The sequence below is a fragment of the Gramella sp. KN1008 genome, assembly GCF_004332155.1.
Lineage (GTDB): Bacteria > Bacteroidota > Bacteroidia > Flavobacteriales > Flavobacteriaceae > Christiangramia.
On the sequence record NZ_SJDV01000001.1, the window covers coordinates 140133 to 154834 of the forward strand.

16 protein-coding genes are annotated in these 14702 nt (G+C 38.5%); 13 read left to right on the forward strand and 3 right to left on the reverse strand.

The window, feature by feature from the left end; all coding sequences use genetic code 11:
* Positions 1–77 precede the first annotated feature (77 nt).
* Entirely contained in the window at positions 78–803 is a 726-nt protein-coding gene (locus tag EZJ28_RS00710; protein WP_131393852.1) for a hypothetical protein, read from the reverse strand.
* A gap of 263 nt (positions 804–1066) precedes the next feature.
* Between EZJ28_RS00710 and EZJ28_RS00715 the strand changes: the two genes are divergently transcribed.
* The 3 genes from EZJ28_RS00715 (at position 1067) to EZJ28_RS00725 (ending at position 3936) form a co-directional block, all read left to right on the forward strand.
* Entirely contained in the window at positions 1067–2413 is a 1347-nt protein-coding gene (locus EZJ28_RS00715) for an amidohydrolase family protein (RefSeq protein WP_131393854.1), read from the forward strand.
* A gap of 169 nt (positions 2414–2582) precedes the next feature.
* Positions 2583–3218 (forward strand): class I SAM-dependent methyltransferase, encoded by a 636-nt coding sequence (locus tag EZJ28_RS00720; RefSeq protein WP_131393856.1) that lies wholly within the window; start codon positions 2583–2585, stop codon positions 3216–3218.
* 136 nt (positions 3219–3354) lie between these two features.
* Positions 3355–3936, forward strand: coding sequence for a nuclear transport factor 2 family protein (locus EZJ28_RS00725; RefSeq protein ID WP_131393858.1), 582 nt, complete (start codon positions 3355–3357; stop codon positions 3934–3936).
* Positions 3937–3940: 4 nt separating this feature from the next.
* On the opposite strand, the gene EZJ28_RS00730 is transcribed toward EZJ28_RS00725, so the two are convergent.
* Positions 3941–4822, reverse strand: coding sequence for an alpha/beta hydrolase (locus tag EZJ28_RS00730; protein ID WP_131393860.1), 882 nt, complete (start codon positions 4820–4822; stop codon positions 3941–3943).
* 166 nt (positions 4823–4988) lie between these two features.
* On the opposite strand from EZJ28_RS00730, the gene EZJ28_RS00735 reads away from it, so the two are divergent.
* From EZJ28_RS00735 to EZJ28_RS00750, 4 genes are all read left to right on the forward strand, one after another.
* Positions 4989–6671: a hypothetical protein gene (locus EZJ28_RS00735; RefSeq protein WP_131393862.1), complete on the forward strand. Its 1683-nt coding sequence runs from the start codon at positions 4989–4991 to the stop codon at positions 6669–6671.
* A 37-nt stretch (positions 6672–6708) separates the two neighbouring features.
* The gene (locus EZJ28_RS00740) at positions 6709–7314 is read left to right on the forward strand and encodes an SCO family protein (protein ID WP_242670055.1); all 606 of its coding nucleotides are present in this window, start codon (positions 6709–6711) and stop codon (positions 7312–7314) included.
* A gap of 163 nt (positions 7315–7477) precedes the next feature.
* Positions 7478–8434, forward strand: a complete 957-nt coding sequence (locus EZJ28_RS00745; RefSeq protein ID WP_131393866.1) for a hypothetical protein — start codon at positions 7478–7480, stop codon at positions 8432–8434.
* Positions 8435–8485: 51 nt separating this feature from the next.
* Positions 8486–8947 carry a hypothetical protein gene (locus EZJ28_RS00750; RefSeq protein WP_131393868.1) on the forward strand — a complete coding sequence of 154 codons (462 nt, stop codon included), beginning with the start codon at positions 8486–8488 and terminating at the stop codon, positions 8945–8947.
* A 247-nt stretch (positions 8948–9194) separates the two neighbouring features.
* Here EZJ28_RS00750 and EZJ28_RS00755 read toward each other — a convergent pair whose 3' ends face one another.
* Positions 9195–10055, reverse strand: coding sequence for a hypothetical protein (locus EZJ28_RS00755; protein WP_131393870.1), 861 nt, complete (start codon positions 10053–10055; stop codon positions 9195–9197).
* A 366-nt stretch (positions 10056–10421) separates the two neighbouring features.
* Here EZJ28_RS00755 and EZJ28_RS00760 point away from each other — a divergent pair, with 366 nt between their 5' ends.
* The 6 genes from EZJ28_RS00760 (at position 10422) to EZJ28_RS00785 (ending at position 14426) form a co-directional block, all read left to right on the forward strand.
* The gene (locus EZJ28_RS00760; protein ID WP_131393872.1) at positions 10422–10964 is read left to right on the forward strand and encodes a hypothetical protein; all 543 of its coding nucleotides are present in this window, start codon (positions 10422–10424) and stop codon (positions 10962–10964) included.
* A 19-nt stretch (positions 10965–10983) separates the two neighbouring features.
* Positions 10984–11703 (forward strand): hypothetical protein, encoded by a 720-nt coding sequence (locus tag EZJ28_RS00765; protein WP_131393874.1) that lies wholly within the window; start codon positions 10984–10986, stop codon positions 11701–11703.
* A 14-nt stretch (positions 11704–11717) separates the two neighbouring features.
* Positions 11718–12185 carry a hypothetical protein gene (locus tag EZJ28_RS00770; RefSeq protein WP_131393876.1) on the forward strand — a complete coding sequence of 156 codons (468 nt, stop codon included), beginning with the start codon at positions 11718–11720 and terminating at the stop codon, positions 12183–12185.
* On the forward strand, positions 12182–12679 hold the full coding sequence (locus EZJ28_RS00775) for a hypothetical protein (RefSeq protein ID WP_131393878.1): 498 nt from the start codon (positions 12182–12184) through the stop codon (positions 12677–12679). The genes EZJ28_RS00770 and EZJ28_RS00775 overlap by 4 nt, the downstream gene beginning before the upstream one ends.
* 149 nt (positions 12680–12828) lie before the next feature.
* Entirely contained in the window at positions 12829–13734 is a 906-nt protein-coding gene (locus EZJ28_RS00780; RefSeq protein ID WP_131393880.1) for a DUF5694 domain-containing protein, read from the forward strand.
* A gap of 176 nt (positions 13735–13910) precedes the next feature.
* Entirely contained in the window at positions 13911–14426 is a 516-nt protein-coding gene (locus tag EZJ28_RS00785) for a hypothetical protein (protein ID WP_131393882.1), read from the forward strand.
* Positions 14427–14702: the final 276 nt, after the last annotated feature.

Below are 14702 nucleotides of genomic sequence, written 5' to 3' on the forward strand. Positions count from 1 at the left end.
GGATAAGAGGGTAAAAGCCTTATCATTATTGTTTCATTAGAAAAGGGTTTTTATTGAGCTTTTTTTAAAGGCTTCCACTAACTATTGATCCAAATGATCATTTCTTTCATTAGACCTGTCCCAGGTAGGATTATAGCCCCGAAAATGATCATCGCAAACATAAACGGACCTCCGATAAATGAAATAAGATGAAGCCTTTTGAATTGGATTAATTCGTGAGTCCATATCAATAGAATAAAAAAGACCATTCCTCCCACCCCAAAAAAAACTTCATTAGGAACCGACTCATTTATTGATGGTATTGGCAGCCTTCCAAAACGTCCTAATGATTGGGGCATCATGGAAACACATGCAAGCAGCATAAATCGTTTATGCCAATCAGCTCTCTCCCTGTATACTATTCCCAATCCTGTAAACATAACGAACATAAAAAGCAACATAATATTACCGCTTACTACCAGGGCGGTATTTTGTAGTGAGCCTGCAGTGCCAGTAAATTCAAGGGTACGAAAGTATATAATCAATGTTCCGGAGATAAACATAAATAAGGCAAGAATCGCTCCTATGATCCCTAATTGTTTATGAATTCTAATTTTTCCTTTTCGTATTAAAAGAACCTGAGTAAAAAACAGCACAAACCAGCCTGTGAACAATATACCATGAACATGCGTACTGAATGGTAGTTCCGGATAATTGAATAATGGTTTTAAAAAATAACTAGGTGCGAATCCAATTACGTTAACCACGATCATTAAAACGGCCATAAAAAGGTAAAATGGAAAACCTCTTTTAAATGCTAACATGTCTACAAGTATTTTTCTATAAATGCCTATTCAATTTACGATAAAAAGCACAATACCGAAACATTATAAACAGGCGGTAGCCTTAGAAAGAAATATAATTATCGTTTTCTACAGGAATTAAAAGGTTCAACAGGTATATAAAAACTCCTGCATTTTTATTAATGATTTTTTTTAACTTTATAATAATCTGATTATTAGGGCTTGACAGGGACTCCCTACTTCCGCAATTATAGGTCAAGGCTGGACAATTAAATCATTTACACATGAAAGGAATTAAATTAGGCGGAATCCTGTTACTTTTTTTACTTTTTTCAGAGCTTATAAATGCACAGGGTAGGGGCACAGCCATAACCGGGGTAAACCTATGGAATACTGATGGCAGCTTTACTCCCAACAGGACTATCCTTGTTGAAAAGGGCCTGATCAAAGATATCTTCGAAACGGGTTCAAAAGGTCTCAATGATACTGTGAAAAAAATAGACCTGCAGGGACACTATCTTATTCCGGGCCTTATCGATACGCATGTTCATATGGGGATGGGTAACAGGGCCCTACCCCGTACTCCCGATACCGCAAGAATGGAATTCAAAAGGTGGGTGTACAACGGTGTTACCTCGGTACGGGATATGGGTGGAGATGCACGCCTTCTTGCCTATGAAAACAGGCTGATCCAGCGGAATGAAATTCCCGGGCCGGAGATCTATTTCTGTGCCACTTTTGGCGGGGATGATATGATGGATAAAGATATGAGGATGAAAATAATTACCCAGGGTGTTAAGATGAAAAATGCAGGATGGGCGCAACGTGCAACTCCGGAAATGGATATCGAACAGAGTGTTGCCATGGCCCGGGGCAGCCTTGTAAGCGGAATTAAGTTCTACGCCGGCGTTGATGCAGACCTGATAAAAGAGATCACAAAAGAAGCACACGAACAGGGTCTCAAGTCCTGGAGCCATCTAACCGTTTTTCCTGACAGGCCCATTAAGATAATTGAAGCAGGTGTAGATGTAGTGACCCATGTATGGGGAGCCTTCTGGCAGGATAAAGATGTTGATCCTACGGTAAGGATTCCTTTTACCCATACCAGTTTTGAGAATGCGAGAGCTGCTATTTATCCTCAGGACCTTTCAAAGCTGAATGTTGACAGTCCTGAACTGAAAATGTTACTGGATGCTATGGTGGAACACAATGTAATATGGGATATCAATTACTCCATTAAAAACCCGAAAATGTATGATCTATATAAAGCCTATGCTCTGGCTGCCAGTAAGGCTGGAGTAACATTGTCTACAGGAACGGATTATTACAACGATATTACAGAGCCTTACCCAACTGTTTTCAGGGAAATAGAACAATTGGTAGGGGATGGGATACTTAGCCCGGCAAAGGCGATTGAAGCGGCTACTTTAAATGGGGCTAAAGCAATAGGTATTGAAGAAACTCATGGGTCTGTCGAAAAGGGAAAAGTCGCTAATCTGGTGGTTCTGAGAAAAAATCCCCTGGAAGATATAATGGCGATTCGCGAAATTGAATTTACCATGAAAAACGGTCACATCTTTTACAGAAAGGATTATGCGCAGATCCAGAAAACTAAACAACCTGAACACTAAAACAGGTCATAAGCCAGGTTGCCATTAACTAGTCTAAGCGCATCTTTTTTCATGTAAAATGCTATAAGACAGATAGTTATTCGTGGTTTTGGGCTCTAATTGAACAGATTTTATTAAATTATAAGTTGAAATATTGAAATATCTAATGGAATAATCATATCCCGGGGAAATGAATTTACTGAAGGCAATAGGAAAGCAGATTAAATACCCTAGAGGGCTTTTAGGAAAGCTTGTGTTGTTGGTGATGACCAGATCTACTATTAAGGCGGGACGCTGGACGTTGAATCTTATGGATATACAACCGGACGATGATATCATTGAAATAGGCTTTGGGAACGGTGCTAACATTCAGCTACTTTCACAACAGGCACCCGGGGGCAGCGTTACGGGAATAGAGGTTTCAGACACGGCAATGGAAATGGCTTCCAGAAAAAACGCCAAAAGCATTTCAGAAGGCAAGGTGAAACTGCATAAGACTTCAGGTAATGCACTCCCATTTAAAGACGGCTCATTTGACAAGGCATGTACGGTAGCCACGGCATATGTATTTGAAGATCCTGGAGAAGTATTTAAAGAAATGCACCGTGTGCTCAAACCCGCAGGAAGGGCAGCGGTGACCTTTCCTTTCCGCGAAAATTTCATGAAGTTTAAACCGGTTGAGGCAGAAAGGTTTCACCTGCATAAGCTTGCAGATCTCGAAAAAGCATTTCGTGATGCAGGTTTTGTCAACTGCAGAACTGAAAACAATGATCGGGTAAAATTTGGCGCTCATTGTATGCTTGGAGAAAAACCTGCCAGCAACTAAAATAAGGGTTCCTGGAAGACATCAACAATAAATCAGGTCTAAGTCAGATAAGGGTCCCTACAGCTCTAACTTGCGATAAATGGGACCGTGGTGATTAAACTGAACAAAGTATTTAGCTAACATAAAACCACTAATCATGAAACGGATATTACCTCTTTTAGCAATTTTAATAGTTAATATTAATGCTTATTCCCAGAAAGATAGTCTGTCATCGAATAGCCATCCTGAGAGGAATAAAGAGATTGCCCGCAATTTTTATCAGGACCTTTGGTTTACAGATAATACCGATAACTATATCGATTATGTTGCTGAGGAATATGTTGTTCATGATATAGGCGAACGAAAGGGAGTTACGGAACCTGCAATTGAGCAGAAAATAATTGCTGACCGCTTCTGGGATAATGGGACCTGGGATTCTAAAATCAATTACCAGATAGCTGAAGGAGATCTTGTGGCTACCCGTTGGGAGGCAACCTATAAACCTTCAACCTTTGTGGGAAAGATAATGTTTGATGCGGGTACAATTCCTATAATCAATGTTTTTAGGTTTAATGATGAAGGCAAGATTGTAGAGATATGGAATCATAGGCACGATATTGACACACCACAAACTATGAAATTCACTATCACGGGATTGTTGATTGGCTTATTAATAGCTCTGATCCCTACTATTATAGCTTTTCGCTTAAAAAGAAAATTAAAAGCACTTCAGAAATGAACAACTAGTTCATGTCTGAATCTAAAATCTTTGGTAATCCATGAATGATTGCAGTAGGCCAAACAGCATAATGTTTTTTATTTTCAAAAATTTTAAAGTTAACATTCAGTCCTTCGTAATTTCGATCACTTAGAATTTTGGACATGCGCCTATTTGATTCAATTGTGGATTCAGAATCTCCTGTTCCCACAGCCAGGATTACATTTAAATCCAGCGTATCATTGTTGCCGGCATAATTATCTTCATACTCAAAGGCAATACCATTATGAAACCATTCATAAGGAGAGGAAACCAGTAAGTAGTTATTGAATAAATCAGGCCTGTTAAACATTAGATATGTCCCGAAAAGACCGCCGCCAGACCAGCCCATATATGTCCGGTCATTATTCACCTGATAATTATCTTCGACATAGGGAATTAATTCTTTGTCAATAAATTTGAGAAAGGCATCTGCTCCACCCCATTCAATTTCTGCTGCCCAGGCCGGCCATCCGCCGGGTACCTGAGGATCAGAAACCGTAGAAAAATCCCGGGAACGTATTTGCATAATTCTCCCAAAATTTTGATCTCCCGGATATCCAATTCCAACTATAATAGCTGGAGATGTTGTACCGTCGATTACATTTGCGCGGCTTATTTCAACTGCCGTTCCAAATCCAAATCTTGCATCGGTGATATAAACAACCGGGTACTCCCTGGTTTCATCGTATGATTCGGGTAGCGCAACAGATATTAAGAATGTATCCTTGACCTCTTCTGAGTATAATTCAGTATTAATGGTCCAGGGTATGGTCGCGTTTTTCTGCGCAAAGGTATTTGATGTTAGAATTAATTGAAGAGCAAAGACAATTATAACTTTGTGGTTAAAACTAAGTCCATTTTTCATAATTAAGCTATTGGCCGGTTAGTGTATCCCTAAAAATAAAAAAAATGTGAAAGAACGCAGAACAATGTCGATTAGGGTGCAATAGGAAGTATTTTAAATAACTGTAAACCAGTTTTTTGAGTATGGAAAACTAAAAGTATTAGGGGAAATTATCGTAACTTATAGAATGAAATATTCTATAAATACACTGCTCTATTTAGGGACTATTTGTTGTTTTTTACTTTCTTCCTGTAAAGACAACAACACCAGTCCTGATTTATCATCCATAAATCTACAAAGAGGTGATCTTAAGCTTTGCGGGAATGGTCAATTTGGAGAGGTCAATTTTTCTGAATTCTGTAGTTATGAAACAAGAGAAACCTTTAATCTTGCCATTTCTTTACTCCATTCCTTTGAATATTTAGAGGCAGAAAAAGCATTTGTGAAGCTTATAGATGAAGACCCGCAATGCGCAATGGCATATTGGGGGGTAGCCATGAGCATTTATCACGGATTATGGGCTCCTCCCGATCAATCTGTTTTAGAAAAAGGGGCAAAACTTATTGCAATTGCCGAAAAGCTTCCCAAATCCAAAAAATCGGAGCAATATATAGAAGCTATAGGTGCTTTCTATAAAAACTGGGAGACATTAGACCATCAGACCCGAAAAGAAAAGTATGCTCAAAAAATGTTGGAAATGTATCAGAAAAATAAAAATGATACAGAGGTCGCTGTTTTTTATGCTCTGGCTTTAAGAGCTTCCGCTTTACCTTCAGATAACTCTTTATCAAAACAACGCGAAGCTGGAAAAATACTGGAAGAGTTGTTTAAAGAAGAACCCAACCATCCGGGAATTGCCCATTATATCATACATTCCTATGATTATCCAGAATTAGCACCACTGGGATTAAGCACAGCGAGGCGATATGCAGATATTGCTCCAAATTCAGCCCATGCGCAGCATATGCCGTCGCATATATTTACCCGTTTAGGCCTTTGGGATGAATCTATTAGTACAAATCTTAAATCAGTTGAATCTGCAATTTGTTATGCAGAAAGTATTGCTCCCGGTGCTCATTGGGATGAAGAAGTACACGCTATGGGATATTTAGTGTATGCGTATTTGCAGATAGGAAATAATAAACTTGCCTACCAACAATATGACTATCTCAAAACTTTTAAAGAAGTATTCCCTGCAAACTTTAAAATTGCCTACACCGCCGCAGCTATTCCTTCGCGTTTGGCAGTTGAAAATAAAAATTGGGAAGAAGCGGCCAATCTTGAGTTACCACAAAAATTAGAGATCGAATGGGCAGAATTTCCGTGGCAATCGTCGCTATTACATTTTGCAAAGGCATTAGGGTATATCCACTTAGATAAATTAGATTTTGCTCAAAAAGAACTGGACATTTTGTATTCTTCTAAACAGAAACTGGAGAATATAAAAGATAGTTATAAAGCAAACCAGGTTGCTATTCAAATTAAAACCATTGAAGCCTGGATACAATTAAAAAAAGGTAATACAGACACCGCTTTATCACTAATGACTTCTGCGGCAGAAATGGAAAGTAAAACTTCCAAACATCCTGTGACACCAGGCGAGATATTACCTGCTGATGAACTTTTAGCTGATATGCTTCTCACCCTGAACCAACCAGGAAAGGCTTTAAAGATGTATGAACTCAATTTGGAAAGACGTCCTAATAGGTTCAATGGACTTTATGGTGCGGCAACCGCTGCAAAGAAATCTGGTGATTTAGAAAAAGCCAGATTCTATTTTGAAAAATTAATTACCCAGACTGAAAAATATAATTCTGAAAGAGTTGAAATCAAAGAGGCAAAAGAATTTCTGGAGCATAATTTCGTATAAGATGAAAATCAGTAAAGCATATTTTTTCATTCTATTAATGATCATTTATTTTTCCCTGTCTTGTGATCAATCTTCAAACAAAGAACTTCCTGTTTATAATCCATCTGATTTTAATCCGGAACTGGTTGATATTAGTTTACAAAACAAAAAGGAGGACCATACAGTTTTGGATTTTGAATTGATAAATCAAAACGGAGAATTAATAACTCAAGATCATTATAAAGACAAAATTTATATAGTTGATTTCTTTTTTACAAGTTGCCCAAGTATTTGCCCAATAATGACTACTAACATGGCTAAACTTCAAAACAAATTTTACAATGAGAATGATGTCATGTTTTTATCAATATCGGTAACCCCTAATATGGATAGCATCCCTGTATTAAAGAAATACGCGATCGAACAAGGTGTAATAGATTCAAAATGGAATATCACCACCGGAAACAAAAAACATATTTATGAACTGGCCAGGAAAAGTTATTTTGCCGCTGTAGATCAGGGAGATGGTGGGGTTCAGGATTTTATTCACACTCCATACTTTATACTGGTAGATAAGAAAAAACGAATACGTGGAGTTTATGATGGTACGAAAGATATAGAAGTAGAACGACTTGAAAGGGATATTAAAATTTTGACTAACTAATTTGAAGCTAGCGGGCACAACAATGGTTCATCGCAAACAGGCGGCACCGTTAGAAAGAAAATAATTATCTTCACGCAATAAACCAGGTCTAAGCCAACATCCCCACAATAATGCTTTCTCGCAAACATTGAGGGAAATTAAAATGAAGACAAAAATCCAAATATTGATTATTTTTCTTCTGACTTCCTGTATGTCAACGGAAGAGAAAAACAGGGGTGCTTTAATATCACCTTCCAGTATAACTTTGAAAGAAGAACAAAGCAGCCTTATCAGGCCTTTATTCCACAAAGAAAATAATGATCTTAAGTTTTCTAAGTCAGTACTGAAAAAGGAACCTTCCAGCAATGAGTATTATGATCGTAAATCTAAAGTAGATTCCATCAACAATTTAATCGAGATTTCAATAGAAACTTCCACATATGTTACGAAAACAAATATTGAACTCAGCGGTTCATTGATAGGATGGAATAATAAAATTCTAGTAGAAACCAGCAAAGATTTGGCCTTCATTGCCTGGATAAGTGAGCCATTTTCTAATTCCAATCCTGGACCAAATGAGATGAATCCAAATCATCGTTTTGAATTACATCTCAAGATCATTGACCTGCCAAAGGATGAAGTTGTATTCAATGACATGATCTATTCTACTGATTGTTGCATTGACCGACTTAGTATGAAGTACAACCATATCAATAATAGCATTCTGTTTGCCTACAATGATTTCAGTAAGCCAGACAGTGAATATTTAATGTACGGATTCATTGAACTCGCAGATAATGTCCCAAAGAGGAAAGAGTTAAATCCAAAAGAAATTATACTCCAGGATAAATCAGAAAAAAGATGGCCCAAGTTTGTGAAGAATAACAATGATGTATTCCTATACCATACTTCGGGAGACAAGTGGAGTTTCTTTGAATATACGGGCATGCAACAAATTGGGATTTCAAGAATTGACAGGAATAATCATGTGACAGACTATAGGATTATAGCTGATTCATTGCCGATCAATGAAGAACTTTTACTAATAGATGACACATTGTTCTACAGAGTGGAAAACACCAGGCGATATGATGAAATGCTTATAAAAAAAATAGCAACTAAAGACCTGGTACAATATTGATACTACTTCCAGCAATGTTTAACTTAAACAGTCATTACCCTTAGAATAAAAATGATGGAAATTAAACCACTTCAGGGAATAGGAATGATCAAATTTGGAATGACCGAAAAGGAACTCACTGAGGTACTGGGAGATCCTACCAACAGGCAGTCAACCTCATTTCCTGCTAACAATTCTGAAAGTACCGATCTGGAATACGCGCATCTGGGACTTCGGTTTAATTTAACTACAGAGAACAACTTAAGGCTTGAATCTATAAGTATTAATGATGGGGGTTACAGCTTATTCGGGGAGTATCCAATAGGACAGGAAGTTTCATTTCTGAACAAGGAGTCTGTAAAACGGAATATGCCAGATCTGGAACTGGAATATGAGTATATGCAACCCGGGAAAGATAGCTATTACTCTGAAGAAAAGGGAGTTTTAATATATAGTGAGGGAGGCGTAATTACATCCCTAGTATTGTTTCCCGAGTACGACACAACTGGGGAAAACATTATCTGGCCTGGTTAAATTGTTCAATTCAAAAAATGGGGAAATTTGGCTCATAACAGGGTCGGTCTGAAAACAGGACGAGAAGTAAAGCCACATTTCGCAACTTAATAATTATACTGACTCTGTTCCAGAGGCCTGTAACAGCCTGAAAAACCCTAAACATCGATATTTACCAGATGTTCAGGGTTTTTATTCAAATACCTTGAATTATGTGCTTCCCTAATTCCTGTTGCCAAAGAGGATGCAAAAAAAGAAATACTGGGGCTTACTCGAACCGGATGGTCGTATGTACGTTCCGATCCCCAACCACAACACCTATGTGCTCAAAAGAACGACCGTCTTCAAGTTGCCCACGTGAGACAATGCTGTGCATTCCGGGACGGCCGTTTTGCTGAAACTGGATCACATCCCGTTGATAACTGGCATGGCCAATGAGAAGCGACTCAAGTTCATGCAACTCATCGATTGTTAGTTGAAAATCCTCGACCGCCTCCTCAAAGTCGGATAAACTTACGAAATAGACCGGTACAGCACCGAGCCCAAAATGCATGGCTTTAACGGGATTCGAGATATCCGTGGGATCGCGTAACCACACCTTACCCTTTATCGTGAGTTCACATCCAAAAACAGCCGGGATGTTTGGCGCTCCGAGGAGATTATAGTCTGGCGGAATACAATCCGGATCACGTACCAGGGTGATCGCTACATACTCGCCGTCTGTTCGGGTCGCACCAAAACCCGTAAGACCAAGACTTAAACCTGAAGCATATAGTGGCGGGCCCGGGTTATCTGGTGAAGGGAAGTTCTGGATAATGAGACCATTGCTACTGGTACTCATCGACGATGCTTTAAGCTGCGCTTCTGAGTCATGAGACATTACCGGTGCATCGGTAATCTCATCTTTCGAGCATCCACTGAATAACATAAGACTAACCAACGCGATGGCAGTTATGAATGTTGGAGAATAAGGCTTAGGCCGGCCAGTGCTTAGATTCATAGTGAAGAAGTCATCTCTTTGGCCCAGGATTCCATAGACCTTTTTTTTCAGGTGATTGAATCCATTGATGAGATGATGACCCAAATTCCGGAGGATCAGTGTGCTCCACTTGTAAGAGGTCGATGCCATAATATCACTCATAGGGAAGTGAAAGGCTGTGTCGGGATTGATATGACCGAACATTTTTATGTCCTTGTCGATCATCCTGACTTGCTTGTTTTTAGTAATTGCTTTCATAAACTAACTTGTTTTTTTAAGTAAAGCCTTTACTAAGCGCAGGGAATCAGTATGTTAGATACTGAATTTCAGTAAGTTACGAAACAAAGCTGATTTTTGCCAATGAATAACCTTAAAATAAATTAATTAACAACAATAAAAGAATGCTGAAGGAAGAAGTAGAGTATATTGAATTAATTCGTCTGGAAATTCTAAATTAATTCATACTCCCAATACAAAACTCACACAGGCGGCACCGTTAGAAAGAAATTAATTAAATTGGCCTGGAAACATGCCTTTAATGCTGTATTCTTTGAGAATAAACTTTTGTTGGACCAGATAGCTACTATGATCAAAAAGTTTAACTTTCTGATTTTTATACTATTAATTACCTCCTGTCAGGAAAGGTCAGTTAGTGATAAGCTCCACTATCAGCCGGTTTTGGATTCTCTTCAAATCAGTTTTCAGGAAAAATTAGACACGGGGGAAGGAATGCTTCAGGCCTCCAGAGAATATAGATTGCAAACCGATAGCCTATTAAGTGTGGTATATTCACAAATTTTAGACGTTCAGGATCTGAACCTTGATTCTCTAAAGCTTACCCAAAAGAAATTCCTTTTAAAAAAACAGACAAAGGAAGATAGTATCTGGAAAGAAGTGGATGCCGTCTTTTCAGAAACAGGAATCACTCCACAACTGGAAAGAATGGCGGCTTATGAATTTATTGGAGATATGAATCTTAAAAGAGCCTCGCAACTGAACAGGATCCTTATTAAAAATGGAGGATATCGGGTTACAGGTAAACAATTAAAGCAAAAATAAACAGAGAAATAAATTATAAATGAGAAAAATAATTACAATTCTATTATTGGCGGTCACCGCTCAATTAAACGCTCAGAGCTTTGAGGGAACCTTAACTTATAAGGTGGATTTTGAACTTAGTGAAAAGATGCTTGACATGGGCCTCACCAGGGAAATGATGAAATCCCGAATGGAAACTGAAGGCACCTGGGCAGATACTATAAGCACCTCATATAAAAACGGATTTTACAGGCAGCTTAATCTGTCTCCTGAAAGATCCTGGCTTATTTACAGGCCCGATGATAAAAAACTATACACTTTCCAGGAGAAGGAGGTTTCAGATATATGTATAGTGACAGACACCTCCATAGACCAGGAATTCGAAATGACAGGAGAAATGCCAGCACTTACTTTACTGGATACGATAGTGGAATATAAAGATTATACATTGGAAACTGTTAAGGTAGAATGGAAGTCAGGCACCTATTATTATCTTTTTGACAAAGAACATTTTAAAGTTGATCCCGAAAATTTCAGGGGCCATATCTATGATGCCTTCTATGACTTTCTCAAAATTTCCGGATCTCTGCCGATTAGGATCGTAAAGGAAGCAGGCGGTATGATGAGTGTCAACATGGATCTGGTTGATGGCTCAGAAAGTGAGATAGATGAATCAATATTTGAAATTCCTGAACTTATAGAAGATGAAGAATTAAATTCCTTAAGTATGGGTACAGGAAAAATGATGAGAATCAAATAACTGCTACTACTTAAATGGAAGAAATAAAAGCAGTATTAAGTTCTATCTCTTTCTGGTTCTATGAAAAATACCGGCTAAGGAAATTCCAGGGGGTCTCCAGACCCGGGCATGTTGGAGACAGCAAAAGAAATGAGCAGTTCTATCGGAAACTTGAAAAACATATGCTTCCGTTTCTGGAGAAAAGGAACTTTTCTAAACTCAAAAAGAGAATATTCATCTGTGAAAAACCCCGGTCGGTCTCTTATATCCATTTCGCCCTTAACAATCAATTGAACGGATTAGTAGTGGATTATGGTGATATTTCAACTGAAAATAAAACAGGGCAGGAGATCCTGGATCGAATTAAGTACGACTCCGGAAGCAAAAGAATAAAACCAGCTTTCTGGAAATACGATTATAATTATCCGGTTAGAAAGACGAAAAGCTTTGACGAACCTATGATAAAAGAAATTGAAGAGCTCATAAAAGAAAAGATCCAATGAAGATAACAGTGCTTATCCTGATTTTGAGCCTTGCTGGATTCGGAATTCTTAATTTGAACGAAAGAGATCCTTTACCTGCCGAGAGACGAAACGAGGAAGTCGTAAGAACGGTTCAGGATACACTCACATGGGTTTATTTGAAGGACAGCCTTAAGGTAAACGGGTCGGCTATTATAGTTTTAAGGCCGGATAGCCTGAGATTTGATTATTACCTTAAATCTGGAGATGAATGGATCTATGAGGTGGATTCCGATTTTGGCTTTGGAATTACCAAAGCTCTTGATTCTTTTCAGGAGCCAGGGATTTCTGTGCGATATACAGATAAAAGGTTTATTGTTATAGAGGATTGCAGGAGTTGCCCAAAAGTAATAGACCGCGATAGCATTGACTACGGATTGATCCTAACCACCCCGAAGAGGGATATTCGAATAGATGAGAATATTTTCGGAATGGAGTATTACCTGGAGATCCTCAATGAGTATTTCAGGAATTAGACAGACTTGTCTTTTCGTGCCTTTCAAAGAAGGTAATTAGCTTCACGAACCTAGCCATAGACCAACGGGGCTTCGTATCCAGATCCTCGACCTTAACACCTCGCCTGTAACATTCAGAAATAGAAATTGTCTTTGTATAAACTTTACAGATGAAAAGACTATTTTCTGCATTCCTGCTTACCGGATTGCTTTTTTCATGCGATCAGAAAACTGAAGACACAACATCACAAATTCAAAACAATGATATAGCTAACGCAACTCATGCCCGGGAGCAGTTCGCTGACCAGCATAAAACCAAAGTCGCTGTTCTGGGGGTATTCCATTTTAACAATCCGGGTCTGGATAGTTATAAACCAAAATTTACGGTGGATATACTTTCAGAAAAACGCCAGTCAGAGATAGAGCTATTGCTCAAAAGCTTATCAGAATTCAAACCTACAAAAATACTGTTGGAAGTATCCAGGAAGGAAAATGATAGTCTTCTCACTGCTCGTTATCAACAGTATTTGAAAGGGGAATATGATATATGTGAAAAAAGAAATGAAATTTTCCAACTGGGATTCAGGCTTGCAGAGCAATTGGGCCATCAGGATATCTATGCCTCCGATGTAAAAGGCAGCAATTGGTTTGGGGCAGAAATAGACTGGGATAATTACGACGAGGCAGCATATCAGAGATCCCTGGACCAGTATAAAAAAACACATCGTTACGATTATGAAGAAATATATGAAACTCATGATTCTCTAAAGACGGTTACTACCCTGACGGAATATTTCAAGTTATTAAATGATCCGGAGGACCGACTGAAGAGCCACCAGGCTTATCTTACCAATACAATTCTAACCGGTGCCGGGGATCTGTATATAGGAGCCGATATAGTGGCAAGATGGTATCAAAGGAATCTGAAGATTTTTGCCAATACCTATGATCTGGCCGATTTTTCAAAAGAAGACAGGATCTTGCTGATCTACGGGGCAGGACATGTATGGCAGTTAAGACAACTTTTTAAAGATTCGCCGGACTTCGAATATGTTGAAATAAATGAGTACCTCTAATATTACTGTTCCCTTTATAGATCCAAGCAAATAGTTTATTTATCTGAAAAAGTGTAACTTAGAAATCGCCCGATACGAAAAAACGCAAAATTTGAATCCCTGAAGTTGCCTCATTGCTTTTCCTGCTATTTTCGATAACCAGGACCTTTGGCTACAATCATAAAAAACCGGAAATAATGAGAAAAGTAATTTTACTATTGAGCCTGTTGGTATCTATAAGTGTATCAGCACAAAAAGAGAGCAAAACTCAAAATTTATTTGTAAGGGTATTTGGTATGGACGGAAAGAAAATAGGGAAAGGGCATATTTACTCAATTAATGATTCCATTCTTGTCTTAAGCCGGAACGAAAAAGCAACTGATTTGTACCTGAAAGATATTGGGAAAATAAAGACTAAACGCTCGGGAGGGCATAATGTACTTATTGGAGCGGCTTCCGGTGCTGTACTGGGAAGCATTCTGGGTTTGGTGAATCCTCCTACCGATTCTTCGCCTGGGACGTTTACATGGGCAGGTGGTTCATCTGGAGATGAATTTACATCGGGCCTCACAGCAGGGCTTCTTTCCGGTACTATTATTGGAGGTATTTCGGCTTTGTTCAAAAACTCCCAAACTTTTATTATTCAAGCCAATCCGGATTATTGGAATGTTTTCGTAGAGGAGGTGAAGCCTTTTGCGAAAAGCAAAAGCTAATTCTGGAGTTTTAATGTATGTGCCTGGGAAAGGGAAGTAGCTTAACCAGCAAACCAGATTTAAGACTGTATCCCTATAGTACCTGGGAACGCGAAAACTGATGATCCTCTTTCTTCAACGGCCTGAAGGCCTCCGTTATTAAATCCTGAGGAAGTCTCTTTTATACTATAAGCTTTGGATAATTGAATTTATTCTATACTTTAGTTGCTTAATGTACGGGTGGTACGGAGTTTTTCCCCGCCCTTAATTTTTTCATCTTTCAATACTTTTTATCAC